This is a genomic window from Pontibacter sp. CAU 1760, from assembly GCF_054482735.1.
In genome coordinates, this window is sequence record NZ_JBTLRL010000018.1 from 21,523 (window position 1) to 48,349 (window position 26,827).

General features: G+C 48.9%; 22 protein-coding genes. 7 read left to right on the forward strand and 15 right to left on the reverse strand.

All coding sequences use genetic code 11. The features are described 5' to 3' along the window. Positions 1-124 precede the first annotated feature (124 nt). Positions 125-2,905 (reverse strand): TrlF family AAA-like ATPase, encoded by a 2,781-nt coding sequence (locus tag ACXYMU_RS19030; protein WP_458988005.1) that lies wholly within the window; start codon positions 2,903-2,905, stop codon positions 125-127. Positions 2,906-3,585: 680 nt separating this feature from the next. On the opposite strand from ACXYMU_RS19030, the gene ACXYMU_RS19035 reads away from it, so the two are divergent. Both ACXYMU_RS19035 and ACXYMU_RS19040 read left to right on the forward strand, forming a co-directional pair. Then, complete coding sequence (locus ACXYMU_RS19035; RefSeq protein WP_458988006.1) at positions 3,586-4,758, forward strand: phosphoribosyltransferase; 1,173 nt, start codon at positions 3,586-3,588, stop codon at positions 4,756-4,758. Beyond that, positions 4,758-5,705, forward strand: a complete 948-nt coding sequence (locus ACXYMU_RS19040; RefSeq protein ID WP_458988007.1) for a DNA-processing protein DprA — start codon at positions 4,758-4,760, stop codon at positions 5,703-5,705. The genes ACXYMU_RS19035 and ACXYMU_RS19040 overlap by 1 nt, the downstream gene beginning before the upstream one ends. Positions 5,706-6,161: 456 nt before the next feature. On the opposite strand, the gene ACXYMU_RS19045 is transcribed toward ACXYMU_RS19040, so the two are convergent. Both ACXYMU_RS19045 and ACXYMU_RS19050 read right to left on the reverse strand, forming a co-directional pair. After that, the gene (locus ACXYMU_RS19045; RefSeq protein WP_458988008.1) at positions 6,162-6,773 is read right to left on the reverse strand and encodes a DUF7010 family protein; all 612 of its coding nucleotides are present in this window, start codon (positions 6,771-6,773) and stop codon (positions 6,162-6,164) included. Positions 6,774-7,245: 472 nt separating this feature from the next. After that, a complete protein-coding gene (locus ACXYMU_RS19050; RefSeq protein WP_458988009.1) occupies positions 7,246-8,385 on the reverse strand; it encodes a P-loop NTPase family protein in 1,140 nt (379 codons plus the stop codon). A 217-nt stretch (positions 8,386-8,602) separates the two neighbouring features. Between ACXYMU_RS19050 and ACXYMU_RS19055 the strand changes: the two genes are divergently transcribed. The 3 genes from ACXYMU_RS19055 (at position 8,603) to ACXYMU_RS19065 (ending at position 10,506) form a co-directional block, all read left to right on the forward strand. Next, entirely contained in the window at positions 8,603-9,367 is a 765-nt protein-coding gene (locus tag ACXYMU_RS19055; protein WP_458988010.1) for a hypothetical protein, read from the forward strand. 98 nt (positions 9,368-9,465) lie between these two features. After that, positions 9,466-10,128, forward strand: coding sequence for a recombinase family protein (locus ACXYMU_RS19060; protein WP_458988011.1), 663 nt, complete (start codon positions 9,466-9,468; stop codon positions 10,126-10,128). 57 nt (positions 10,129-10,185) lie between these two features. Beyond that, positions 10,186-10,506, forward strand: a complete 321-nt coding sequence (locus tag ACXYMU_RS19065; protein WP_458988012.1) for a hypothetical protein — start codon at positions 10,186-10,188, stop codon at positions 10,504-10,506. A gap of 497 nt (positions 10,507-11,003) precedes the next feature. Here ACXYMU_RS19065 and ACXYMU_RS19070 read toward each other — a convergent pair whose 3' ends face one another. The 8 genes from ACXYMU_RS19070 to ACXYMU_RS19105 form a co-directional block, all read right to left on the reverse strand. Next, entirely contained in the window at positions 11,004-12,023 is a 1,020-nt protein-coding gene (locus ACXYMU_RS19070; protein WP_458988013.1) for a cation diffusion facilitator family transporter, read from the reverse strand. 67 nt (positions 12,024-12,090) lie between these two features. Beyond that, positions 12,091-14,118, reverse strand: coding sequence for a heavy metal translocating P-type ATPase (locus tag ACXYMU_RS19075; RefSeq protein WP_458988014.1), 2,028 nt, complete (start codon positions 14,116-14,118; stop codon positions 12,091-12,093). Positions 14,119-14,136: 18 nt separating this feature from the next. Then, complete coding sequence (locus tag ACXYMU_RS19080; protein WP_458988015.1) at positions 14,137-14,502, reverse strand: DUF3703 domain-containing protein; 366 nt, start codon at positions 14,500-14,502, stop codon at positions 14,137-14,139. Between the two features lie 65 nt (positions 14,503-14,567). Then, entirely contained in the window at positions 14,568-14,978 is a 411-nt protein-coding gene (locus ACXYMU_RS19085) for a Fur family transcriptional regulator (RefSeq protein ID WP_458988016.1), read from the reverse strand. Positions 14,979-15,004: 26 nt separating this feature from the next. Continuing rightward, a complete protein-coding gene (locus ACXYMU_RS19090) occupies positions 15,005-15,340 on the reverse strand; it encodes a YnfA family protein (RefSeq protein WP_458988017.1) in 336 nt (111 codons plus the stop codon). Between the two features lie 6 nt (positions 15,341-15,346). Then, on the reverse strand, positions 15,347-16,552 hold the full coding sequence (locus ACXYMU_RS19095; protein WP_458988018.1) for an efflux RND transporter periplasmic adaptor subunit: 1,206 nt from the start codon (positions 16,550-16,552) through the stop codon (positions 15,347-15,349). Positions 16,553-16,568: 16 nt separating this feature from the next. Further along, positions 16,569-20,963: a CusA/CzcA family heavy metal efflux RND transporter gene (locus ACXYMU_RS19100; protein WP_458988019.1), complete on the reverse strand. Its 4,395-nt coding sequence runs from the start codon at positions 20,961-20,963 to the stop codon at positions 16,569-16,571. Between the two features lie 112 nt (positions 20,964-21,075). Next, positions 21,076-21,393, reverse strand: coding sequence for a DUF6660 family protein (locus ACXYMU_RS19105; protein ID WP_458988020.1), 318 nt, complete (start codon positions 21,391-21,393; stop codon positions 21,076-21,078). A gap of 570 nt (positions 21,394-21,963) precedes the next feature. Between ACXYMU_RS19105 and ACXYMU_RS19110 the strand changes: the two genes are divergently transcribed. Both ACXYMU_RS19110 and ACXYMU_RS19115 read left to right on the forward strand, forming a co-directional pair. Further along, a complete protein-coding gene (locus ACXYMU_RS19110; RefSeq protein WP_458988021.1) occupies positions 21,964-22,152 on the forward strand; it encodes a hypothetical protein in 189 nt (62 codons plus the stop codon). Positions 22,153-22,224: 72 nt separating this feature from the next. Beyond that, positions 22,225-22,425, forward strand: coding sequence for a hypothetical protein (locus tag ACXYMU_RS19115; RefSeq protein WP_458988022.1), 201 nt, complete (start codon positions 22,225-22,227; stop codon positions 22,423-22,425). 42 nt (positions 22,426-22,467) lie between these two features. Here ACXYMU_RS19115 and ACXYMU_RS19120 read toward each other — a convergent pair whose 3' ends face one another. The 4 genes from ACXYMU_RS19120 to ACXYMU_RS19135 form a co-directional block, all read right to left on the reverse strand. After that, positions 22,468-22,722: a hypothetical protein gene (locus ACXYMU_RS19120; RefSeq protein WP_458988023.1), complete on the reverse strand. Its 255-nt coding sequence runs from the start codon at positions 22,720-22,722 to the stop codon at positions 22,468-22,470. Positions 22,723-22,937: 215 nt separating this feature from the next. Next, on the reverse strand, positions 22,938-23,357 hold the full coding sequence (locus tag ACXYMU_RS19125; protein ID WP_458988024.1) for a hypothetical protein: 420 nt from the start codon (positions 23,355-23,357) through the stop codon (positions 22,938-22,940). Positions 23,358-23,433: 76 nt separating this feature from the next. Beyond that, a complete protein-coding gene (locus ACXYMU_RS19130) occupies positions 23,434-24,195 on the reverse strand; it encodes a ParA family protein (RefSeq protein ID WP_458988025.1) in 762 nt (253 codons plus the stop codon). Between the two features lie 164 nt (positions 24,196-24,359). Beyond that, the gene (locus tag ACXYMU_RS19135; protein ID WP_458988026.1) at positions 24,360-25,280 is read right to left on the reverse strand and encodes a RepB family plasmid replication initiator protein; all 921 of its coding nucleotides are present in this window, start codon (positions 25,278-25,280) and stop codon (positions 24,360-24,362) included. Between the last annotated feature and the right edge of the window lie 1,547 nt (positions 25,281-26,827).

Here is a 26,827-nt window from a genome sequence, read left to right on the forward strand (position 1 = left end):
TTGATATTTATATAAAGGCTCATTGGCAATAACGTCTCTCGAATGACCTATAAAAGGATGTGCTAACAGTTTTGGTTTTAAGGAGGCACAGTTACTATGAAGGTAGTGTTAGGTAAAGTATTCTTTATGAAAATCTGTACTTCATTTCCCTGCTTTTAAATGCCTCTTTGCCTCCCTCTACAATATCAGCTATATGCTCTCTTATACCCATGGATTTCAATAAATCTTTTTCTGTATCATATTTACTAAAGGTGTTTTCTAAAGAACCATTAATGTAATCAAATTGAAATTGGCTGGAAGACTCATCCTTATTTTGACCTTTTTGATTCGCCACGACTACATTTTCAGAATCGGCATTAACTACAACATTTGGATTATGCGTAACTAAAATAATTTGCCGTTCTAATTTTTTATCTTTCAAGTATGACACTAAATCCTTCGTAATAGATCTATTATCTAAATTATCTTCTGGTTGATCTATCAAAATAGGAGATTTAGATTTGCTTAAACCTATTATTAACTTAAGAATAACAAAACTTGCCTTACCTGTAGACATATTATATAAGGTATCTTCATTAGAAGAAACCTCCCAGTAGTCATAAAAATAGTCATCAAGTAAAACTTTACATGCTGATTTAGCCTCAACGTTCTTCAATAAGATATAACGCTTATCTAATATCAGATTGAATATTTCTTTCTTCTGTTTTATAATCTGTTCTACATCAAATTCTGACTTAGAATGTAAATTATCTGCTAATATATCGAAGTCCTTATAAGATCTACTAGTTGCATTACTAACTCGTAGCATATTATCTCTAAACTTTTTAAAATTATACTTAGCTAAACCCAATATTTGAAGATTATCATCTTCTAAAAGCTGTATTCTATTTTTAAGAGAAGAAATAATAGTCGAGTATTCAGTAAAATTGGCTGAGTATAGTTCAAAAATGTTATTATAGACAGTTTTTAAAGCTCTTTGATTCAAATTTATTTCATCAATTCTCTGAGAAATTGAATTAAGTTTTTCTTTATCTTCAAAAATGCTACTCTCTATTTTCTGAATTTTCTCCTTGATACTAATGTTTTTTATCAATGGCTTTAGAGATTCTTCTATAGTTTTGATTTTGCTATCAATAGTTGATAAACCGTCCTTTACAATATTATCAAAGAGAAATTCTTTGGTAGTATCTAGCTTCAATAGGTCTGAATTTTGCTCAACAGAAATTAGTAACTGATCAATCTGATCATACTCGATGCTATAATGTGCTTTAAGTTTATCATTCTCTAAAGAACTTATGAGTAAATCCTTTTTTGATTTTAATTCTTTTAATGAGTTTATCAACTCACGATTGTATGTTGTTATTTTTCTAAAATCATTACTGATCTTAGTTTTTTCAAAATTCTCTTCTTGAAGTTTACTGTTGAGCTCATTATAATCATTGATTTGTTCATCTGACAGACCTAATTCACTCTTTAGTTTGATGATGCTTTCTTCATTTATTTTAATACTATTGTTTAAAGCATCTTTATTGCCTAATTGATTAAGAGAGCCTTGTAAGGTTACAACCTTGTCTTTTATTTCGAAATAGTTGTTTATTAAGTTCTCTCTTAAAGTGTCGTTGCTTTTTACTTTCGAAATAAACAGATCGTACTCATTACAATATGTTTCATCTTCTAATAACAAGTCTCTAACTAACTTATTTAACTCATTATTTTTTTTAAACTTCCTTTCAGCTAACTCTGAAAGGTAATTTTGAGGAATATATTTGATTTCTGGCAATATGCTTGGATCATCATCATTTCTGTTAAGTGATTGCATTGTGCCCGATTTTAGTTTAACTATAAAATCAAAATTATTTCCAAAACTGTACTTGTATTCATAGCGGCTCGTATCTGGATTTTTATATTTTAAAACGCTATAATCACTTCTGTCAGTCAATAAAGTCCTAGCTATGTTATAAAGCAAAATTGATTTACCAGAGGACTTTCCACCAATTATTACATTTAGATTATCGTTAAGAAATATAGGTTCATGTGTGAACTTATTGTCAGCAGTAGTAAAAGTTAATTCTTCGATAACTAACTTGGATTCTTTAAAATCCGGCTTTTCTTTTTGGATTTTTACTCTCTGTTCGGGTTCGAAGATAATTTGCTTTAATCCGTCGAAACTAGCATCCGCTTTTATCCAAGTGAAATGTTTGTTGATATCTTCCGCGCAATGAGCATCACTACACTGAATTAGAGATTTCTTGTGTTCAACAAAATCTACATTATCACCAATACTATAATCTCTCTTGCTTAAGAAGATTTTTTCATTTGTAATATTGCCAAATATGCAATGAGAATTTATATCATATTTCTTTGCTGTACTTATATTTCTAGGTTTTGCATCATGTTTAAATCCACCATAACCAGTGTAGGGACAAACAACAATAAAGTCGTCAATAATTTTAAATTTAGTTTTAAGGTTATTTATAAGTTGTTCAAAATCAATACATATAGAGTCGATGCTTAAAGACCTGATATCTTTTTCACAGCAAAATTTATCAGAATGATTATGCAACTTAACTCTTCCTATAGAAGTTAAAATTTCATCAATTTCTATTTTAGGATTAAATAAAATGTGAAAGTTTATATAGTCGCCTTTCTTATTTTTATCACTCGCTCTGAATTCAAAATTGGGAATAACTAAACATTTGCCATCTAAATGACTTCTCACTTCATTATATTCATCTTCTTTTATGTAAAAGTAATTCGTTAGTCCAATAACAGAGATATCATTTTCTATGATATTATCGCAAAATTGCTTAACCGTACAATCTCCATATTTATTAGCTGTACCATGTGTTAGTGGAGAATGTATATGCAGATCCCACTTCTTCCATTCTGAACCTCTGTTTTTCACTTTACCTTATATTAAATGGTCTGATTAAACTTTTAACATTTTGCCTAACGGTCTCAAACAGGAGTTTTAGTCATTCGCTCTATTTGCCTAATATAAGCATGCAAAATATTTGGAAAGAAATATACTTAGATTATTCAGAGAGTACAAATATCTTAAGTGAGTTGGTAAAGCCAATAAATAAGTCAAAATTTACTGTAAGCGTATCGTCCTGAAATAGATTGAGAGTTTTGAGGAAGGGCTTACCCTCGAAAACTCTCAACCCATTTCTGTACAAGACCGGAAAACAATGTTAGCGTACTTTCGGGATCCGATCCAGAAGCAGGAACAGAGCGGCCTCGACATGGAGACCCAGCAGTATCTGTCCGGACTTTGCTCAAGCCAAGGAATTATATGTACGAAAAGCGCAACAACCGCCTTCAGCTGCTGGCAGTTGTCGAACACGTCAAAAGAAACAGAATTTAGGATTTCGACTCCCTTTGCGGCTAAACTTACTAAAGAGAAAGGCTTATAAATTATTGAACCTATAAGCCTTTCTCTTTTCTGTGGCACACTTTGTTCTATATACTGCTTTTGCTTAGCTTCTTTGTAATTTCTTATCAATGAGGACAAATACTATATTGTGCTCGAGTTGTACAAGCACCTCCTTTCGTTATAAAAAACTTTTACTCGTTTTCGGACCTATGAAACTGCTTATCACATCACCCGATGCATTACTTGATACAGATAATGTTCTCTATGAAGGCATTGATGAAGCTCTTAGAGCATATAAAGATTTAGAACCAGGTAATGACGTTATTGTGCTCTCATCACATGAAGAAAAGCTCACTTATGTGCCTAAGGAGTTCAATCCTATTCAGATACATAGCTCTGTCAAGGGGAAAACAGACCTGATAAATATCTTGAAGGAGAACTCTCCTTTCAAAGAGATAAACGATATTGTAATTTTGGGTGCAAATGAGAAAGATTTTCAATTAGCAGTAAATAATAAAATTCTTCTCCTTGCTGCCGAATTTGCTAAAAAGCCAGACACTGCAAATTCTAAAATTTTTGAGTATGGCTTTCTGGTTCCTACAGTTCCACAACTTACCCAAATTTTCTTAAGGTTATTTTCTGTTAAGCAACCTTGGTTTTACTCTCTTGAAGTTTCCTCTACTACTAAGCTCTTTGCTCTTACAAACGCTAATACTCTTGGGTATAACAGGTCCAACGATATCATTCAGGCTAATAGTAAGTTCAAGAGGTGCTTAAAGGATGGAGAAGACACTCACAGAGATGCATTTACCATGTACTCTCTTTTCAGCACTTATGAGAATGTAAGGGAATTTGAGCAAGTTAAGTTTTGGACAATCTATCCATCTTCATCAAACAGTGAAGACCCTGACTTAGAACACTTCAAAGAGATTATTAGAAAATCGTATAAGGGATATCGTTACTCAAATTTATTTACAAGACACAAAGCAGCAGTTAAAAGAAGCTCTCTTTTAAGGGATATTAGGATTCAAGACACTTGCCAGAGTGAACTAGAATCAATGCATATCAGGCCCGAGTTTAAGAAAAACGATAAATTGGAAGGTCAAACTGTATGTGTCTTTGATGATTTCTCGAGCTATGGCACATCCTGTGAGGCTGCTCGAATCATGCTTGAAAAAGCAGGAGTTGCTAAAGTTATTTTTGTCAGTATGGGCAAGTTTGGGATGGAATACTATAAGCAAAACTACACTATCGACGGTGATGTCTTTACACCTAATTTCAAAGTAACTAAAGTAGGGCCCCCAACATTAATAAGCCAAAATGCAGTTATTAATAATAGAGCAGATGATGTTCTATTAGAATCTTTAAAAGGACTCATATAATGCTAATAAAAAGTATAAAGGGATTGCTGTTCCTGACTTATTTAACTAAGTACAACATCAAACATATCTATGAAATCCTTGACAGCAGCCAAACAGGTGATATTGAGAAAACGGTAGAGGAATATCTGGTAAAGCAAAATAGTGGCAATCCAGTTGATTCTGGAACTGTAAAGCTCTCTTTCAAAACCGCATACTCAGAATCTAAACTTGCATACGAGAAGCTTGTTTACAATAACATAAAAACACTTTCGATATTTGATAGAGAGTATCCACAATACCTAAAGGAGATAAGCGATAAACCGCCTATAATTTATTATAAAGGAATTCTTAACAAGACAGACCTTGCTGCTATAGTTGGCTCTCGTAATGTTTCAAACAATGCAGTTTCAAGAACTCAAAAAGTTGTAGAGATTCTTACAGAGCATCATTATGGAATTATCTCAGGCTTAGCACTTGGTATAGATAAATTCGCACATGAAGCTACACTTGCTAAAAACGCCTACACTATAGCTGTTCTTCCTGTTTCTTTAGAATATGTTTATCCAGTTTCTCATTATAGCCTTGCTAATGAGATCATCAGTAAGGGAGGCTGCATATTATCTGAAATGCCACCAGGAATCAATAGAGGAAAGAAAAGCTTTGTAGAAAGGAATAGAATAATATCCGCATTGTCAAACGTTGTTGTTCCTATCGAAATGGGTACCAACTCTGGAACAATGCATACAATAAATTATGCTTTCCGGTATAAGAAAGATTTATTTCTAGTAAGACCAACTGACAGTGATTCATCACTGCCACACTATGAAGGCATAAATTATTTAATAGATAAGCATCAAAACAAAAAAGATAACAACGTACATATAATTACTGGGCATAACTCTTTTAAAGAAGCTTTAAGCAAAATAGCAAGAACAAGCTCTGTCGGAGTTCAAAGCTCGTTATTTTAAGTTTTTACCTGTTGTATAATCAACTGTGTTGTCATGGTATAGGTTGACAGGCGCTGTCCCAAAAAAAGGGCTGATTTTCCGATACAGATTGAAGAGTCGACCTGGTGTAGGGGGTAGGATCATTCAAAAGAAAGGTTAACGGAGTGCAACAAAACGTTGCTGCTGGTTGCTGCCACTGTCCCAAACCGATTTCAAACCACTGGCACCCGGAGACCAAACCAACACCAAACAGAAACCAAACCAGCACCAAACCGCCTCCACCGCTAGTCGGCGTCCCCAAGCAACGTTTCCTCGATACAGTTTTGTTGCTCTCGGTTGCCCGTGGTTGCCCTCGGTTGCTGTTGTCCCGGAAAAAGGAGGGTTTTTTTGATACAAATGTGGAAGGTGCAACGGTATCCGTGCATAGTGTGTGCTAAGCCTATATGATGCACACTGTCAGCGGCTGGTAATTTTGATTCAATTCGTTAATAGATAGCGTTTCCTGCTGCGAAATATCATATGCATGACGACACCAAAAACTATTTCCATGGCTGCACCCACCAAAAGTGTTGTATGCAAAGGTGCATGCATGGTAAACAACAGATAGGCTGCTATCCCTAATCCAATACCCAAGGCCCAGTAGAGTTTGGAACCGTATAAAGTCGCAAAATGTAAATACCTGCCCCCGATGATGAGGAGCATGCCCTGGAAAAACCATTCTACTTTCTGAAAAGATAGCCCATAAGCCAGCGGCATGCACATGATCATAAATACAGTCCCCTCCATAGCAAGCCTGCCCAGGGGATTGCTTGGGGCATGTGCACCACTTGCACCCAAAACTTTATTCAGCAACATGCTTACCGGATGAATAAAAACGCCGCCAACAAGCAGGGTCCAAACCGCTTTGCCTGGCGACACATTCAGGGCTACAAACGCTGAAACAAGCCACACCATACCGGAAACCACTACCCCAGGGAAGCCATTCAGGTAAGCCACACGCATGTCCTGTTGGGCGATTTTCAGGTGCTTTAACTCTTGCAGAGTGCCTTCTGCCGCCTGATCAGCTTCAGCCAATGTCATCTTATTCATCCGATTTAGTATTAAGAGTTTTAGATGGTGATAAGTATCACCATCTATGATATAAACTAAAGCTTATTCTTTTTTTCTATCCAAGTCTACCAATATCCAGAATCGGACTTACGGATATGCTATATAGTATATTAATAATTAGTAAAATATTATTTTGGTTTTTATCTCGAAAAACGGCCGAATCTTGATACTGGGTAAACCAGATTCGGAAGCCCCTCAGGTACAGCAGCTCGGTGCCCGCGTATTCCCGCATGGCCGTCTCCCGAATCAAAAGGTGTTTCCTGTTTTTGAAACGAGTTGAGGAGACAGGCTCCATTCAGGGTAGCACGAAGCATTAAAACTTACAGTGCTGTGCACTCCCAAAATGCTTCATGAGATAAATGAACTTCATGAGTTTCATTAACCCAATGGAAGCCATGAATGCTATTCCTTTCTTTCCCCTTATGTGCATCATCCTTCCAGCATCGCCCTGTCAGGAGTGTTTGGCCATCAGCTTCTTTAAGCCAGCGTACTCCGGCATCTTCAGTACGTCCAGCCCGCCCTCGGTGGCCAGCTCCAGGGCCTGGTGGCACTGGCCCAGCCGATGGAGCATGGGCTGTATCTGCTGGTTGTAGTAGTTGAAGAAATTGTAAATGTCCCTGGTGGAGCAGGGTAGCTTATAGCCGGCGCTGGAGGAGACGATGAGCACGCCCTCGTCCCGCACCGGCCCCACCACGAGTGAGCGGAAGCGGTGCTCCGTGTAATTCTCGTATTTGTAGGAGTTGAGGTGCTGGAGCAACTCATAGGTGTGGATGAAGCGGGTCCTGTAGTTATAGGTGAAAACCATCAGCAGGTACTCCACGAACACCATCCGGCTTTTGATGACCGGGTCCTCACTGCCCGCGTGCCGCTGGAGGTAATCCCGCGCTCGCAGCTGTGCAGCTGCCGTGATAGCCTCGTCCTGCGCGTCCGCTACCATGCCCTCGGTATCGACGGTGTAAGGCACGTAGCCCTCCGGCCAGCAGATGACACCCACGCACTTTTCGGACAATTCCTGCTCCACGTCTAACTCAGATAATCCAGTGTGAAATAAATTCAGGCTTTCGCCCAGGAAACCTGCCAATTCCAACAGCACCGCCTCCTCCCCTGTTGAGAAAGTAAAGGTGGCCGGGGAAAAAAGGTCCACCTGGTGGTTCTCGAGGATGTAGCGGCGGAAGCTTTCCATGAATTCGGGCGTGCCCAACTCATTAGCCACGATGCTCAGGTGCGGGACGGTACGATAGAGGTTGTTGTAGATAAGGCCCGAGAGGAACTTGTAGAAGGTGCCCTTGTATTGGAGCGGCGACTTCTGGTGCAGTTTGCGCTTGTCCACCAAGAGGGCATGGAAGGAAAAGTTTAATTTCTTTAATTCAGCTATAAACTCCCTCCGTTGTAATATTCCGTTATTTCCTGCCGGAAACGAAATCACACCTCCGGGGAAGTATCGTTCCCGGAGGCGGCCGAACCCCTCCTCTACTTCCCTTTTGTTTTCTTCCTCCACGAGCACGACCGTGACAGAGAAGTGCGTGCTGCCGGGGCTCTCGAAGTGAAAGCCGTGCGCCCCCGCTTCGGAGACAAAACCAACCTTTGCCATACTTCTTTATATATAGTGTGTCCAGCAGCCGGCAACATCTTCCGGTACTGCAGGAAAGATACTAAAAATATTGTCTTTTGCTATATTATTGCTAACAGAGTTGGGAGGTGCCGTTTTGTCACGGTCGCAGCAGTGGATATTACACTTGTTAAACGGTCGTTTAACAAGTGTAAAACAACCGGAATTTTCAGTATATTGTCTTCAAATCAACCCAACTATGAAGCAAATAGACAAAATAGGCCTGGTCCTGAGAAAACTCTACGAACTTCGGTACGACCAGTGCTCCCACACACTAACCTCCATCATGAAGGAGCTCGGCATCTATGAAAACGACGTAGATATGCGGCACCTGGCCAACAGGCTGGAAGCAGACGGGCTTGCAGAAATAATTCGGACCTCTGGCGGGGTAGATGCGGAAATATCCACCTATGGAATAGATTACTTTGAAGAACACCTATCAGGCGAGATGAACCAACCAGGGAAAACAGACAGAATTGTTCGGTGGCTTTATGAGCGCCGGCACGACAAAGTAGAAATACGGCTCAATGCCCTCTTGCATCAGCTCAATATTTATGAGAGCGAAAGAGAAGCCGAGAGCATTGCAAAGAGCCTGATCGAGGAGAAGCTTGCGGAGGGATTATTGTTTGAGGAGGGGAACTCCTTGATTATGGGTATAGGCCCCAATGGTATCAAACACTGTGAAGGTGCTTTATCAAAGACACAAGCCTCTTCCTTTTCTCAGACCAACAATTTCAATGGAGACTTCAACGCCGGAAATGCCCTGTTCGGGAGCAACAATTCTGACATCCGCCAGTTCAACACAGCCTCAACCAAAGAAGCAGAGGAGCTGATCAGCGCAATAAGAAAGGAGCTGGTGAATAGCGCAGCATTAGACGATGAGGAAAAAGAGGAGTTGGTGAGCTGCGTAGATGACATTGAAGACAGAATTAAGTCGAAAAAGCCGGTCAAGAAGTACCAGTGAAGCGTTCTTTTTAATAACACCAGCAAACTCGTTGATATTTCTGCTAAAGTGACAAAGCTCTGGCATACCCTTGAAGCCTTATCACTAACCCCAAACTCATGAAACAATATATCGCATATTTTCGGGTATCAACCAAAAAGCAGGGTGAGAGCGGCCTAGGCATGGAGGCCCAACAGTTCGCAGTCCGCAAATTCCTTAAAGAAAGAGACTTCATAGTTAAGGAGTATGTGGAAGTGGAGAGCGGTAAGCGCAACAACCGTGTTCAGCTGCAGGCAGCCATTGACCACGCCAAAAGAATCCGGGCCACACTGCTCATTGCCAAGCTCGACCGACTCAGCCGCAACGCAGGTTTTATCTTCGCGCTGCGGGACAGCGGGGTGGATTTTGTTTGCGCTGACATGCCAGACGCTAACACACTTACCATTGGTATCTTTGCAGTGCTAGCCCAACACGAACGCGAGCTCATCAGCTCCAGAACAAAGGCGGCGCTGCAGGCCAAAAAGGACCAAGGGCACAAACTAGGAAAACCGGAGAACCTTACACCGATGGCCAGGATAAGAAGCCTTAGATCACGTGTTGATAAAGCGGCCATGAATGAGAACAATCGGCGAGCATCTGCCCTTATTCAGTCTTATCGGGGGCAGGGTATGAATTGGACGGAGATTGCCGATAAACTGAACGAAGCTGGATTTAAGGCAAGTCGGGGCGGAGAGTTTCAGGTAACGCAGGTGCAGCGTATCTACCAGCGCCTGGCTTTGTAAAAGTGCTTTGTCCTTTAGTCACTGCACTCGACGACATCAATGTTAAATTAAGATATTATGGATAAAAGAGTTATAAGACTAAAAAAAGAAGGTGATAAGCTTATTGGGCAAGAGGTATATTTTCTTCCTGCATTTGGGCCAGACGGTAAAACAATGTTTCGTGAGTACGAGATTGTCAAAGAGGATAAGTCCAGCAGCACCTTTGTTCCCGAATCGCTTCAAGAGGGAGACTACCTATTGGATGATTTCGAAGATGTGCCGATAATGGCTGATGTTGTGCAGGCCGGGCAGGAGATTGAAACATATAAAGGCCCTTTTCTAAAGGTGTTTGTCGGCAGCAATAGAGAGCCTTTGCCTAAAAAAGAAGAAAGGGCATAGCACCCACTTTATTTGATTGATGTATCATATTAGGATTTCAGATAGGTCCACCATTTCGACGTAAGGATCAAGCAGAGATTTGCACTTGAAGCCGCGCACCATGATGATTTCGTTATTCTCTGGCTCATACCACACCTCCGCGAAGAACCCGCCCATGTCGTAGAGCCCACGCTGTATCCCCTATCATGCCGGACGAAAAGGTAGTTGCCGGTCTGCCAAACTAACTCTGCTCTACGGCTCAGGTCATAGTAATTGAATTGACAGAGATTCACAGCTTGGAGTCTTACATCATAATGTTCATTAACCTCATTATATTCATTGTTCCTACCGAGTTGGATCTGTGTCTACCTGGCTCTCCAGCCCCTGCTGCACCTGTACCGGCTGTAGGAAAGGGCAAATTGGGGCTTTGTCATCAGGTAGTTGTTAAAGTTGCTTTCGTCTGCTGTGGCTCCGCTGGGGTTGCCGTCGTTTCCCGGAATTAAAAAGTAGCGTAGTGATCAAAGTTTTTTAAGGGCCATTTCTGCTTTTGTGATGCCCCTCTCCAAAGCCTCTTCCTTGGAGCAATTCTCCTCGCTGTACAGCTCCTCGGCGTACTTTAATGCCATACCACGGGTTTGCTCGTCCAGCACACCTAGGCGCTGTTGATGGTCGTTGAAGAGCGATTCGACAAAGGTACTGAAGTCTTCCAGGTCGATGGTAACGTGCTCTGTGTCCAGGTCTTGGAACACCTTGCTGATTTTATCCTTTAGAATTTTCTGCTCGATCAGACCCATGGCATCAATCTTCACATGCACCGTCACCACTTTCTTTTCGGTGGTAAGGCCCCATATGTGGAAGTGGTTTACCCGCTTCACACCATCCAGGCACATTATCTTCTGCCTGAGCAGGGGCACATTCACCCCCTCCGGCACTCGCTGCAGAAAGACCTTCACCACGTCCACCAGCTTCACGAAGATGAATATCAGCACAGCCAGATTGATGACAACGGCCAGAATGGGATCCAGTATGGGAATTTCCCAGAAGAGCAGTATAATACTAACTATAAACACCGCCAGCCAACCCACTGTATCCTCCAGCAGGTGTATGGTCAGTACTTTATTGTTGAGTGACTTACCTGATTTCAGCTTCCAAGCGCCTATCCCGTTCAACACCATGCCCAGCACCGCGATGCCGATCATCCACTTCACATCCGGCATTTCTGGGTTCATGATGCGTCTGATACTTTCGTAGAAAATATACACCGCTCCCAATATTAGTACCAGCGCATTGATTAGGGCGCTGAGCATGGAGAAGCGTTTGTAACCATAAGTGTATCGGTCGTTACTCTCCTTCTTCTCCGACTTCCGCTCAAAGTACCAACCAAGCCCTAACGCGAGGCTGTCGGCAAAATCGTGCAGGGAATCGGCAATAATGGCTATGCTGCCGGAGATTAGCCCTCCCACTAACTCCAAAATGGTAAAGGAGAGATTCAGCAGAAACGCTACCTTGGTATTGTTACTCTTGTTTTCCTTGCCCATTGCTTTAATATGCTTATTGGGTTTAAGCTGCTATTATTAAACTTCTGCCTCACTCATTCCAGTTCTACTACTTGAATGTCATGCGCTGTATTCGCACAGCATTCAGGATGGCCAGGAAGGCGACACCCACATCGGCAAACACGGCCTCCCACATGGTGGCCAGTCCGCCGGCACCGAGTATCAGCACAATCGCCTTCACCCCGAAGGCCAGGGCAATGTTTTGCCACACGATCTGCTTGGTCTTTTTACCGATGTTAATGGCCGTGGCGATTTTAGAGGGACGGTCTGTCTGAATCACGACGTCCGCCGTCTCAATGGCCGCGTCTGATCCTAAACCACCCATGGCCATGCCCACATCAGCCAGCGTGATCACGGGCGCATCGTTGATGCCGTCCCCTACAAACGCCACCGTGCGACCTTGCGCTTTGAGCTTCTCCACCTGGCTCACCTTGTCCTGCGGCAGCAGTCCGCCGTGCGCCTCGTCCAGTTTCAGCTCGCCCGCCACCTTCTGCACAATGGAGTCCTTATCACCCGAGAGCATCACCAACCTTTTTACGCCCAATTCGCGCATTCGGCTTATGGCCAGCGGCGCATCCTCCTTTACCTTGTCGGCAATGGTGATATAGCCGGCGTAGGTACCGTCCACAGCCACCACCACGATCGTCTCCACAATGTCTTTTAGGCTCGGGTCATAATGAACACCAAACCTCTCCAGCAACCGGGTGTTTCCAACCAGCAGCTCTTTGCCGTCTACTTTCCCCTTCAGCCCATGTCCGGATATTTCCTCCGCCTCACTAACTGTGTGCTGCCTGTACCTATCTCCGGCCTCGTCCACGATGGCCTGCGCGATCGGGTGGGTGGATTTGCTCTCCAGGGCGGCCACTGCCGACAGGAACCAGGATTTGTCACCCAAGACAGTCTCCACTTGCTGTACCTTAAACACCCCCTCAGTCAGGGTGCCGGTCTTGTCCATGACCACCGTGTCCACCTGCGTCATCAGGTCCAGGAAGTTAGAGCCCTTAAACAGCAGGCCGTTGCGCGAGGCTGCCCCAATGCCGCCAAAGTAGCCGAGCGGAATGGAGATTACTAGCGCACAGGGGCAGGAGATCACAAGGAAGATCAGCGCCCGGTACAGCCACTGATTGAAGTCATAGGCTTCCACGAAAAAGTACGGGATGAACACAAGTCCCACAGCCAGGAAGAACACGATGGGCGTGTATACTTTGGCGAACCGGGTGATGAACTGCTGTGTTTTGGCCTTGCGGCTGCCAGCCTCCTCCACCAGCTTTAGGATCTTGGACAGGGCGCTATTCTCATAAGCAGAGGTTACCTTAAGCTCGATCACCCGGTCCAGGTTGATCATACCCGCTAGCACGGTCTCGCCTTTCTTCTTCGTATCGGGCTTTGACTCGCCGGTCAGTGCAGCGGTATTGAAGGAGGAGCGCTCGGAGAGCAGCTCCCCGTCCAGGGCCACCTTCTCGCCGGCTTTTACCTGCACCACGTCGCCTACCTGCACTTCTTTGGCCTTCACCGTCACTATACCCTTGTCCGTCACCAGCCCCACCTCGTCAGGCCGGTTGTCAATTAGCGCCTTAATGGAGCGGCGGGAGCGCAGCACGGCCGCCTCCTGGAAGTGCTCCCCAATCACATAGAACAGCATCACGGCCACGCCCTCTGCGTATTCCCCGATGTAGAAGGCACCCAGCGTGGCCATGCTCATCAGGAAGAACTCGTTGAAGAAGCTGCTCCGAAGGCTCTTGATGGCATGCCACACCACGCGCCAACCCACCAGCACGTAGGCGATGCCGTACACAATGAGCCGCACATATTCGGTGAACCAAGGCGTGTCGAGGTAGTCCAGCAGAATGCCCCCCAGCAGCAGGATAAGACTGATGGCCGTTGGAATGTAGGAGGACTTTGCCTCCTCCTCGGCGTGCTCATGCTCCATAGCACCGGCTTGCTTGGTCTTGCCATCCGCAGCGCAACACGCTGCGCCTATATTGGGCCCAGGGGCTTCTGCCGTTCGGGGCGAGGTGATCTCCAGCGGCTTAAAGTCTTCTTCTATATTTTTGATTGTATCGTTGTTCTTTTTCATAGTGGTAATACTTAATGGTTAACGGGCATGCTGAATGATCAGCTGCAGACTCTCCGGAATCGGCATAGGCCGGAGCGGCGGCACGTTGGCACCACCGGTGTTACCGACGGGTATCATCCCCGCCCAGGACTTCACTCCCCCAACTAGCAGTCGCGGCAGCTGCCCTGCTAGTTCCTTTGCGTTCCTGGTTTTATAGCCAAACAAAAGCATCCTCCAATGTACGGCGGTATGTGCCACAGGGTATGGCTGGCCCAGAACGTGCGCCCGTTCCAGGTGCCTCCATGCCTCAGCAGCAAGCCCTTGCTGCCACAGCGTGCGGTAAGAGGTTAGCTCCTGCCGGTAATAATCCCGAAGCCCAGCGGGCATGCTCCAGTTAGATATCATAGTTCGCTAGTTTACGTTCATAAAACAAAGCTACAGCTGGCCTGCCTGCAATCGCATTGCATTGTTTAGCTGCAGCTCCCGCAGGTACCCTTGATCACCAGGCTAACTTCTTCCTGCCTGAAGTTCTCCGGCAGGGGGATTTGCGGGATACGCGACTTGGGCAGGCAAATTGTCTCTTGGCATTTGTTGCAAAAGAAATGCACGTGCATATCCTCAGGGGCGCATTCACAGCCCTCTTCGCAGAGCGCGTACTTTACCGCTCCGGTGCCATCCATGATGCTATGCACCAGCCCCTTCTCCTCAAAAGTCTTCAGGGTGCGGTACAGGGTAATGCGGTCCGCCCGGTGAAAAGCCGCCTCCAGGTCGTTCAGGCTGACAGTTGCCTGTTGCCCTATCAGAAAGTCCAGCACCAGCAGGCGCATGGCCGTGGGCTTGATTTGCTTTCCTTGCAGGAGATTGTCCAGTTTCTGCAGCATAGCTTCGTGTTTGGTGAGTGTTTTCTTTATTTTCTAGGCATGTAAATGATGATGCAGGCGCCCAAGAGCGCGACCAGGGCCCCGACAATATCCCACCTGTCCGGCCTGTGGCCATCTACTTTCCAGCCCCAGGCCAGCGACATGATGATGAAGACACCCCCGTAGGTGGCATACACCCTGGCAAAGCCTGCCGTTTGCCAAGTGGCCACCACCCCGTACAGCACCAGTATAACGGCCCCCAGGGCGCCGTACCACAGCGGTTTGTCCTCCTTCAGCCAAAGCCACACCATGTAGCCGCCGCCGATTTCGCACAGGCCCGCCAGCAAGAAAAAGCCCAATGACTTCAGTATATCTATCCCCATTCATTCTTAATGCCCATGACCTCCCTCACTCTCAGCGTTGCGCAGCTTTGAAAGTATGGAGTAGGCCCCTGTGGTTACAAAATTTTCCGTAGCCGTATCCACACCGGCCGGGAGCGCCACCTGCACAAAGCCCGCCTGCTCCACCCCCCGCTCAACGGGGACCATTCTAAACTTCTTCATCAGGGCCTCTCCTTCCTGCTCCTGGCCTGTGTAGAGAAAGACAAACGAAGCGTTGTTTTCCTGAACCACCGCCGCCTCCGGCAGGGCCATCACCTGCTTATTATCCAGTGCCACCTGGGCCTGCACGTACATGCCCGGAACCAGGTCCTTGTCCTCGCCTTCCATGTGGGCGTGCACCTGCACAGTGCGCTCCGGGCTGATTTCTTTGCCGATCAGGTAGATGGTGGCCTCGCGCTGGGCCTCCCTTTCCCCAGGCAAGGAGTAGCGCACCACCTGCCCTTTCCTGAGCGAAGTCAGGTCTTTCTCAAAAACGGTCAGCTCCACGTGCAGGTGGTCGGTGTCGGCGATGCGGAAAAGCACGTCCGTAGGGGCCACATACTGCCCCACATCCGCCTGGACATAGGTAATGTATCCTTCTAAAGGCGCATGCAGCGGGAGTATGCGCTTGATCTTCCCGCTTCGAAGGGAGCCGTTCGTTAAACCGATGATGGCCAGACGCTCCTGCAGGGCCTGTACCCGCGCCTGCGCACTTTTATACTCGGCCACCGTTTGCTGATACGTCTTGGCAGAGGACACCTGCTCCTCATACAGCTCCTGCTGGCGCTTGTACTCCAGCTCCAGATAGTCCAGGCGGCTCCTGGCGTCCAGGTACTCTTCCTGCAGCGTCACGAACTCAGGGTTCTCGATGGTAGCCAGCAGGTCACCCTTTTTTACGTATGTGCCTTCCAGCACTTTCGTTTTTCGGATGAACCCGCCAAGGGGCGCTGTGACGGAGGCCATGTTCTGCGGCGGCAGGTCCAGCTTTCCCGTCAGCGTGAGCGTGTTGCTCAGGTTGCGCAGCTGCGGTTTTCCTAAGGCAATGCCTGCCACCCGGTACTGCTCTTCCGTAAGCTCGGCAGTTGTCGGGCTCTCTCCTGCACGGGCCTCGCCTTCTTCCTGGTGCTCGGGCTCCTGCACGGTCTCTGGTTCGTTGCCGCAGGCAGAGAAGAGTAATAATCCCGTAAGGTATAGTATATAGCTGATCCTTTTCATTTCGGATATGGTCGGTTTAATTGGTTGTTTTATTTTCGATAAAAAACTGCAGCTCAATCACGGCCCTGTTGTAGGCGTGGAGCGTCTCCAGGTAGTTAGCCCGAATGGAGAGCCCCCTGTTCAGGCTCAGCGCATACTCCTGGTAACCGATTTGCCCTACCCGGTATGCTTTTGTGGCCTGCGTGATAATAAGCGCTGCCTGTGGCAGCGCGGTTGCCTCGTAGTAGGCCAGGCTGCTTTGCAGTTTTAACCCCTGCTGCAGCGCCGCTGCGGCATCGGCCAAGAGCCCGTTTCGGGTTTGCCGCAGGTCCAGGCTGGCGGCATCGGCCTGCAGCTTGGCGGCCTGTATGCGGCGTTGCTGCGGTTTGGGCCAAAGGGGTATGGCCACGCCAAACGATACTTCCTGCGGTGGCTCCACATCGGCTGCTGCGCCTTCGTGGCCCCCGCCTAAGGTGCGGTTGGTATACCCTACTTGCAGGTCTGGCAGCAGCCTTGCCCGCTCGAGCTTTGTCTCGGCCTGCCTAACCTCTACCTGTTGCCGGGCCAGTTGTAGCCGTGGGTGCTGCTCCAAGATCTGTTCGGTTACCTCGGGGAATGGCAGCTTTTGCAAAACTGTGTCTGCCGGGGCGATAAGGGAGTCGGTAGCCAAAACAGCCTGAAGCCGCTCCTGGAAAATGGCCCTGTCGGCCTCGACCTGAAAGGCGTTGTTGCGCACTTCCGAGAGTTGTGCCTCGGCTGTTACCTTTTCGAGCAGGTTAGTCTCCCCGGTTCGCAGCCGGACCTGGGCCGCCCTCAGGAACTGCGCATACAGGCTGTCCTGGTAACGGAGCAAACGCAGCTGCGAAAGGGTGTACACCAGGCCGTAGTAGTTCAGCCTGACATCCCGCACAATCTCCCGCTGGCGCTGCGACAGGTTAAGCCTGCTTACCTCGGTGAGCTCCTCCGCCAGCGTCGCCTGCCGGGCGTACACGGTGGGGAAAGGGAGCGACTGGGACACGGACAGCTCCCTGTCATACGCACCCGTGGAGAGCTTGCCCGTAGAGTACTGGACTCGTGTTTTGTCTGTATTCCATGCCGCCCCTTTGAGTGCCTGCGCCCTTTCTATATCCAGCCTGGCAGCCCCTACACCCGGATTCCGGTCAAGTGCCTGCGAAACCGCCTCTGGCAACGTATAAACCTTTGCGCCCTGCTGCGCCTTTGCCTGCTGCGGTGCGGCAAACGACAGTACGGCCAAGGTTGCCAGCACTATGAGAAAGGCCGTACCCGTTGGGAGCCCGTCACCGCTTGCTTTCTTTTGCTGATATTTCATATAATAACTTTCTAGTGAAACATACAGTACGGGAAGCACGATCAGGGTCAGCAGGGTGGATGTGATCAAACCGCCGATCACGACCGTAGCCAATGGTTTCTGTACTTCCGCGCCTGCCGTGCTGGAGAGTGCCATCGGAAGAAAGCCCAATGAAGCCACGGTGGCCGTCATCAGCACCGGGCGCAATCGTATGGATGTGCCGGTCAGCACCACATCGCGCAGGTCCTGCAAGCCCTCTTCCCGCCGCTGCCTGTTAAACTCTGCAATGAGCACGATTCCGTTCAGCACGGCCACGCCGAAAAGGGCAATGAAACCAACCCCGGCGGAGATGCTGAAAGGCATGCCGCGCACCCACAGCGCCAGCACGCCCCCGATGGCCGAGAACGGAATGGCCGTGAAGATGAGCAGCGAGAAGCGCACGGATTTAAACGTTAGGTAGAGCAGCAGAAAGATAAGCGCAAGGGCAGCGGGCACGGCCACCGAGAGCCGCTGGTTAGCCTGCTCCAGGTTCTCGAACTGCCCGCCATAAGTGACAAAGTACCCGGTTGGCAGCTGCACCGAGCGGTCGATCCTGGCCTGCACTTCCTCCACCACGCTGGCAATGTCGCGGCCCCTGACGTTGAAGCCCACGATGATGCGCCTCTGGGCGTCTTCCCGCTGAATCTGGTTCGGCCCCTGCTGGTACTGCACGCTGGCGAGCTGCTCCAACGGAACCTGCACCCCATTAGGCGCTGTGACGTAGAGCTGCCGCACGTCGTCTATACTTTGCCGCTCCTCCTGCGTGAGCCTGACCACCAGCTCAAAGCGGCGGTCGCCCTCGTACACCATCCCCGCGCTCTGCCCGGCAAAGGCGGAGTTGATGACCTGGTTCACCGTTTCCACATCCAGCCCGAACTTGGCGAGCTGGTCGCGGTTAATGTCCACCACGATCTGTGGCAGGCCCGACACCTGCTCCACGTACAGGTCTTCCGCCCCCTCTACCGCCGAGACCACCCGCCCCACTTCCTGGGAAAGGCGCGTCAGCTCCCGCAGGTCGTCTCCGAATATCTTGATGCCCACATCCTGGCGCACCCCCGAAATCAGCTCGTTGGAGCGCAGCTGTATGGGCTGGGAAACGCCGAAGGTGACACCGGGAATGGCTTCTAGGGCCTCGGTCATCTGGCGGGCCAGCTCTTCGCGGGTGTCGGCGCTGGTCCACTCGTCCTTGTCCTTCAGTATAATGGTCACGTCCGCCGCTTCCATCGGCATCGGGTCTGTCGGTATCTCGGCGGCCCCGATCTTGCTGATCACCTCCTTTACTTCCGGAAACCGCTCTTTCAGGATGCGGGAAGCCAGAGATACTTTTTCGATGGTCTCGGACAGGGAGCTGCCCGTTAGGAGCCTGGTCTCCAGCGCAAAGTCGCCTTCATCTAAGGTAGGTATAAACTCGCTGCCCATGCGGGAGAAGAGCAGCAGGGCCAGGGCAAACAAACCGACAGCCAGCAACAGCACCAGCGCCTTCATCCTCAAGGCCCCCTTGATAACGGGACTGTAAAGGCGCTGGAAGAAGTCCATCATCCTGTCGGAGAAGTTACGCTTGTGGGCGGTGTTCTTGCTCAGCACCAGTGCTGACATCATCGGCACGTACGTCAGGGAAAGGATGAAGGCTCCCAAAATGGCAAAGGATACCGTCAGTGCCATGGGCCGGAACATCTTTCCCTCTATTCCCACCAGCACCAGGATAGGCAGGTACACGATCAGGATGATGATCTCGCCGAAGGCAGCCGACGTGCGGATCTTGCGGGCCGACGCGTACACTTCCTCATCCATCTGGGCCTGGGTAAGCCTCTTTTCGCCACGCAGGCCCAGGTGGTGCATGGTGGCTTCCACGATGATCACGGCGCCGTCCACAATGATACCGAAGTCTATGGCGCCCAGGCTCATCAGGTTACCCGTCACATTGAACAGGCGCATCAGGATGATGGCAAACAGCATGGCCAGGGGTATGACGGAGGCCACCACCAGACCGGCGCGAAGGTTCCCCAAAAAGAGCACGAGCACAAAGATCACGATCAGGGCTCCTTCAATCAGGTTGCGCTCCACGGTGCTGATGGCCCTGCCGATCAGCTCACTCCGGTCCAGGAAGGCTTCGACGGCCACGCCCTCCGGCAGGGTCTTCCGGATCTGTTCCATGCGCGTTTTCACCCGCTCGACCACTTGGTTGGTGTTCTCGCCTTTGAGCAGCATCACAATGCCGCCCACCGCTTCGCCCTGGGCGTCGGTCAGGGCCCCGTAGCGGTTGGCCGTGCCAAACTGCACCTCGGCAATGTCTGAAACAAGGACGGGCGTGCCATCAGAGGTGTTGCTGACGACCACTTTCTCCACTTCGCTCAGGCTCTCGATTAGCCCCTCGCTGCGCACAAAGTAGGCGTTGGGCTTTTTGTCGATGTAGGCCCCGCCGGTGTTGCCGTTGTTGCGCTCCAGGGCTGTGAGCACATCCGTGATACTCAGGCTGTGCGCCTTGAGCCTGTCAGGGTCTATGGCGATTTCGTATTGCTTCAGGTAGCCGCCGAAGCTGTTCACCTCCGCCACGCCGGGCGTGCCCAGCAGCTGCCGGCGAACGATCCAGTCCTGGATGGTGCGCAGCTCCATGGCGGAGTACTGCTGCTCATAGCCCGGCTTGGCGTGCACCACATACTGGTAAATCTCGCCCAACCCTGTGGAGATAGGCGCCATCTCGGGGCTGCCGACGCCGGGCGGTATGTTCCCGGAAGCTTCCGAGAGCCGCTCCGCCACTTGCTGTCGCGCCCAGTAAACGTCCACGTTCTCTTTGAACACAATGGTTACCACGGAGAGCCCGAATCGGGAAATAGAGCGCACCTCCTCAATATCCGGGATGGTGGACATGGTCTGCTCCACGGGAAAGCTGATGAGCCGCTCCACCTCCTGGGCAGCGAGAGAGGGGCTGGTGGTGATGACCTGTACCTGGTTGTTGGTGATGTCCGGGACGGCATCGATGGGCAGCTGCGTCAGGGAATAGCCGCCCCATACAATAAGCCCCAGCGTCAAGATGCCGATGATGAGCTTATTGTAGATGGAAAAATGAATGATTTTATCTAACACTACAATAATTGATTTAACCCAAAAATCCACATATAGAAAGTATATGCGCACGCCATTCTTAGTTGCATTGGCAATGCAACAGTGCGTGTTTTCTTAAATGGAAAAGAGTAGGCTAAACCTTAGGCGGATGCCAGAAGGGGAATGCAGGCGAATAAGCCGCGTCATCAAAATACGCGCTGCTGTACGTGCCCTGCGGATACGGAAGTGGCTCTGAAGGTGGGACTGCCCGTGAGGTAAGCGTAATGCCGCCACAGCAGTTGCACTCACAAAGCGGCGAGCACAGGTCCTCGTCCTGCGCGCTGTCCTGATGAAAATGATCAGCCTGAACTGTCGTCACCTCGCTTTGGGCAAAGGCTGCGCCTTCATCTGAGCAAGGCAAGCACGCCATGGCTAAGATGAAAGTTGCCCATATGACAGTTAGGTACTTCATAAATGCAAAGGTAAGAATAATTTTGCTGTTATACTGCTTTAGCAGCGCTGCTGTTGCATCAGACACAGAACAGATACTTTTTACCACATACACCTATTATGTTAAACGGAAGCACTACTGGGGAAATGGAAATGGGTGCTGAAAGGTTTATACTATTGGTAAGGCAACCCTCCCCGGCAAGCTTTGCTCCCACCGTTCAGCACTCAGCCAGATTATGCTAATCTGTCAGAGAGCTTCCCGTCCGCTGGCCACCGTTCAGCCATCTGTTCCATTGCGCTGCTCTCCATTCCGCAGCTGTCAGAACAGTGGCTGTTCCTCCCGCGCAAAGCAAGCGCCGCCCCTGTAGCTGAAAGCCTACTGCCTGCTACACCCTAGTCCGGGTAAAATCATGGTCTATATACAAAAGATAATTATAATCATGAGGTTAATTAACCCCATGATTATAATTATCTTAATCAGAAGATGGGTTGTCAATGCCCTCTGTCATGACCCTATATTCAGCATAGCCCTTTGGCCCCATCAGCTCATACCTTATCACGCTCGTTGAAGTACTGCGCAAGGCCTTCGAAGATGCCGATGAAAAAGCCCGACATCCTGCACCAACCGCTTTTGTACCTGTCCTCCTATTTCGAAAAATACAAGTCCCATTATTACGATAACCTGACACGGGTCCGGAAAAAGAACGACATGCTCCACTGGCTGAAGTACTTTCTTATCGGCGTGGAAAAGACAGCTCAGGAGGCGGTAGACACGCTCTAAAAGGTTATCACGCTAAGGCAGGACCTGGAGAACAGCATCCGCTGGGAATGGGGAAAGCGCACGCAATCGGCCTTGAGACTGCTCCTCCAGTTATTTGAGCATCCGGTCGTGACGGTGAAAGACGCCCAGAAGAGCATCTGCCAACTAAGTAAGAAAGCAGCAGGAGAGTTGATTGAAAGCTGTGAGAAGGCAGGAATACTGGTAGAGCAGACCGGTCAGAGCCGCAACCGCATCTACCTCTTCTCTCCCTATCTGGAGCTTTTCAAGAGTTGATGCCATCACCAGGCTGAAGCCTCTCCACACCGGGGAGGCTCTTTACTTCTCCCCCATCAGCTCCTGCAGGCTGACTCTCTCCAGGTAAGGCTCCAGGCAGGCCTTGCTTTTAAAGCCGCGCACCGTCTTTACCTGGTTATCTTCCGGAGAGTAATATACCTCAACGAAGAACTCGCCCATGTGGTAGAGCACCACACTGTGCCCCCCATCGTGGCGCACCGACAGGTAGCTGCCGGTGCGCCAGACTATTTCCGCTCTGCGGTTTAGGTCGTAGTAGTTGAATTGGTAGAGGTTCATAGCTTGAGTGTTTTATATCATGATGTTAATTAACCTAATTGCCATCATGAATCATTTATCCACCACCAGACTCTAAAGAGCACTTAAATAGAACTACTTAAACTTCCCCTCGAACTACCGTCGTAGTTTCTCGCGCTCCCACCGCCAGCTGGTGGGGCGGGATAGCAGCATCACAAATGCGTACTTGGAGGTAGAAGAGGATTTTGCTCATGCTGTTATTTCCCTCCTTTGCGTTTGTCTGCCCCCTCCTTCCGGTAGTCCCAGGGACGCTTCAGTGCTTTCAGTTTCTTGCGCTCCTTTTCCGGCAGCGGCGTTTGGGTCGAGGCCTTGTCCTTCAGGTACTGCTCAAGTGCAGTCTCCAGTATCTCGCGCAGGGAGGTGCGGTCCCAGTACTCCACGCGCTTTGCCTTTAGGTACAGGTCAGCTCTCAGGATGGTGGAGTATGGAAGCAGCACATCGTGCGCATCAAGGTAATCCTGCTCACTGATGCCTCCCCCCTGCTCCTGGCCCGCTGGTGCCTGGGGCTCCTGCGGTGCTGCACCGGTTTTATCCTTAGAGTAGATCAGTTCGCTGAGGGATTTACCTCCCGCCTTAAGCCCGGATGATAGATTCAGTTTCTCTTTATTCTTTGCCATTGTTGCTCGCTTAGTCGCCTCTCACATGAAGCGCATGAGGTTCATTAACCTCGTGAATGTCGTTACTTTAATGGGGCTACGAAATGCGCTGCAGCACCTCCTCCGTCAGCTTCCTGTAGTCCACCGCACCGTTGGCCTGCGGGTCATAGGAGAAGATGTCCTGCGCCTGCACCACGGCCACGTTCAGTGTGGTGTTCTCCCTGATGGTAGTATCCAGCAGCTTGCCGCCGAGCTCCTCGCTCAGGTGCTGATACACGTCCCGGTCGATGATCTTGTTGCTCGACTTGTTAAAGCGCGTCAGGAAAGCCCCAATGAACTCCAGGCTGCCGTTAAACTCGCTGATGGTACCGGCAGACTCCAGAATCGTTTTCACGCCCTGTATCGAGAAGAAATCCGCCTGCAGCGGGATCAGGTAATAGTTGGTGAAGAGCAGCGCGTTAATGGTCAGCACGCCCAGAGCCGGCGGCGTGTCTATCACCACGTAGTCATAGGCCTGAACGGCTGGCGTGTCGAGCCTTTTCTTTAGCACAAACTCGGAGAACTTCTCCTTTGCTAGCTGTATCTCGAACTGGTTGAGCTCAAAGCTTGCGCCCAACAGGTCGATGCCGATGGAGGTATGGATCAACGCCTGGTCAAAGGTGGATCTTCCGGTAAGCACGTGGCCAATGGTATGCTCTAGCTCCTGGCGGTGCAGGGCCAGTGTAAGGTTCGCCTGTGAGTCCAGGTCTATGAGCAGCACCCTGCTGCCCCGGTCGCGCAATGCACCGGCTATGTTGAGGGCAGAGGTGCTCTTGGCTACGCCGCCTTTATGGTTGACTAAAGAGATGATTTTTGCCATAGGGCTACAATGATAGTATTTAATCTCATGAAGTAAAATAGGTTCATTTCTCTCATGAAGTTCATTAACCTAATTACATCTTTACTTATCTGGTTGGTTGTCAGTGCGCTGCACGTTTTGCCGTGCTTGCTTTTTTCCCCTTTTGTCTATGCTTCCTGATGGGATTACCGAAGACCCAGCACTTTTAGCAGCAGGCCGCCCGGGTTCTTGTCTGCTTTCGTCCTGCCTGTTTTAAGGCCGTAGCTGAACTTGAAGACGGCGTCTACCAGACCTTTATCAGACATGATCTGCTGAATGAGCTTGTTGTCCTTAATGCCCAGAGCATCCAGTATCTGGCGGGCGTTCTGGTGGCGCACCTCCTCCTCTGCCTGGTCAAAGGGAATAGGGAGCTGGTCAGGCAGCTGCGGCTTCATGTAAAAGCGGATGCTGTGGAATGCCTTCCCCTGCTTGATAAGATGGTAACTGATGTTCAGGTCCGTGTGCTCGTTAATCTGGCGCATGGCAATATCGAGCACACGCGCCTTGAACTGGCTGAACTTCTCGAACTGCTCCGGAAGCTTCCCTTTCGGGTCCTTGAGCTTGAGCATAAGCTTTAGCTCCTCGATGGTGTAGGTCTTCGTCTCGCCGATGTCCTTCCACTGGCTGGCCAGCTGGTAGATACGCTTGGCGTACTTGCTGGAGAGCTTCAGCGCCGAGTGAAGCTGGTAGGAGGTGAAGTTATCCTTCAGCTCAAACAGGTAGGGCCGGATGAACTCCGAGAGCACGATTTCCAGGCAACCATGCCCTTTGATGTACTCCACCTTCTGGAACATCCACAGCTGCTTGTAGGCTTTCTCATTCTCCACCTCGAACATCCGTGAGCCCATGTCAGCTGTGGCCTCCCGGAGCTGCTGGTAATTCCACTGGCGTCCGGTCAGCCTTTCCACGTCCGCGATGTTGATGCGGTAGGAGATGTTTGGGGAATCCTCCTTTCTCAGGTGAGAGAGCAGGCAGAAGAGGATATCCAACTGACAGGAGGAGTAATCATAGCGGGCAGCTGTGATGGCGTTGTGCTGCCTGATTTCGACGGCTTTAGAGGCTTCCATGGCTTGAACGGTTTAGCCAAAGATATAAAACAACTCCATAAAAACCACCCTTATTTTTGAACGTGGTTTTTGGCTTATAAAAAGTGGTCGGACAACTTATAAAACGTGGTTTTTAGCTTATAAAAAGTGGTCACAGAGTTATAAAAAGTGGTTTTAAACTTATAATACGTGGTTTTAAACCCGCGTAACTCCCTGATAAACACAGTACTTACAACCCCTGCAAATAGAACAAATAAGAACAAATACACAAAATTGTGTTGGGCGCTATCGCGCCATAGCGTTTAAGGGATCAACAGCCCCTACAAAAGTAAAAGTGCTCCTCCGGGAAAAGCAAAAAAAAACAAAAGGGAAAAAAGAGCACCGGGGCGCGACAACTAAGTTTTTAGTTGATAGAAGGAGACACAGGTTCCCGGGCTACAGGGGAACTGATGGGGCTTCCCGTGAATTCTGGCCACAGGACAACCATAGCTTAACGCTAGCAAGCGCTCCGAGCAAAACCGGGCGGGTTCCTTCATGAACAGTTGACGCGCTCAGAGGGGCTTAAAATCGATTTTCCGCCAGCCAACAAAACAGAACAGGAGTCCATCGCCGCAGTACCAAGGGAAAAAAAGAGGCAGCCCCAAAAACCACTTTTTATAAGTTTTGCGGAAAACGGAATACGGAAAACGCATTGCAGATTACGCATTGTGTCATGCGGATTGTTGTTTAAGAGAAAGGTTTACCCGGATTTGTGTAGCCTGGTTCAACCGATTCCCTAACCGCCTTTAAAGGAAACAGAAGTGTCGCGCAGTGTGCATGAGGCAAAACAGATTACACACTGTGCTCTTTGAAATGGAGCAACCAGGGTTAATGCAGGTCTCGCTTAGCCGTCAGTATACACATATGAAGCCAAATTCGTAAAAGGCGGGACATCAACGTTTGAACATAGATGAGCCCGGAATCAATCACCCGTCAATGATCCTACAACTACGCCCTCGCCCGGATAGCGCAGCTGCAGGATGCTGAGCCTGGCACAGCAGACGCTCAGGAGTTGATGCGGCTATGGGGGTTTGTGGCCGCGTATTAGGCAAGAACGGGTATAAGCAGACGCTTTTAGAAAGAGCCTGAAGCCAGTGCCAGGGAGCAGGCATGGTAGAATGAAGGTCTTCTTTACGAATTGGTGAAGCTACCGAAAAAGCAGGGTGAGCGGCGCATATTACCAAAGTGTTAAGCCGTATATTGTGCTAAGCAAAGGTAAAATGTAACATGATAACGACAGAAGCCCAATATCATGCGGTGGCATCCCGCATTGCACAGATAAAAAACGCTCCCGCCGGCTCTGAAGCGGCCAAAGAGATCAAGGTATTAAGCCATTTGATGGCTTAATTCGAAAGCTCGCCAAAAGCTAAATCCTGGTGCAGTGCTAACATGCCGGCGAACCCATACAAGCACCAGGCAAAAGAAAGGCAGTAGCCAGCGCAAGATAAACGCAAGCCCTATCGCGTGTCATCCTTCCCATTGCGCATCAGTTTAGGATGTGCTCCCAGCCATGTATGAGAGATAGGCTC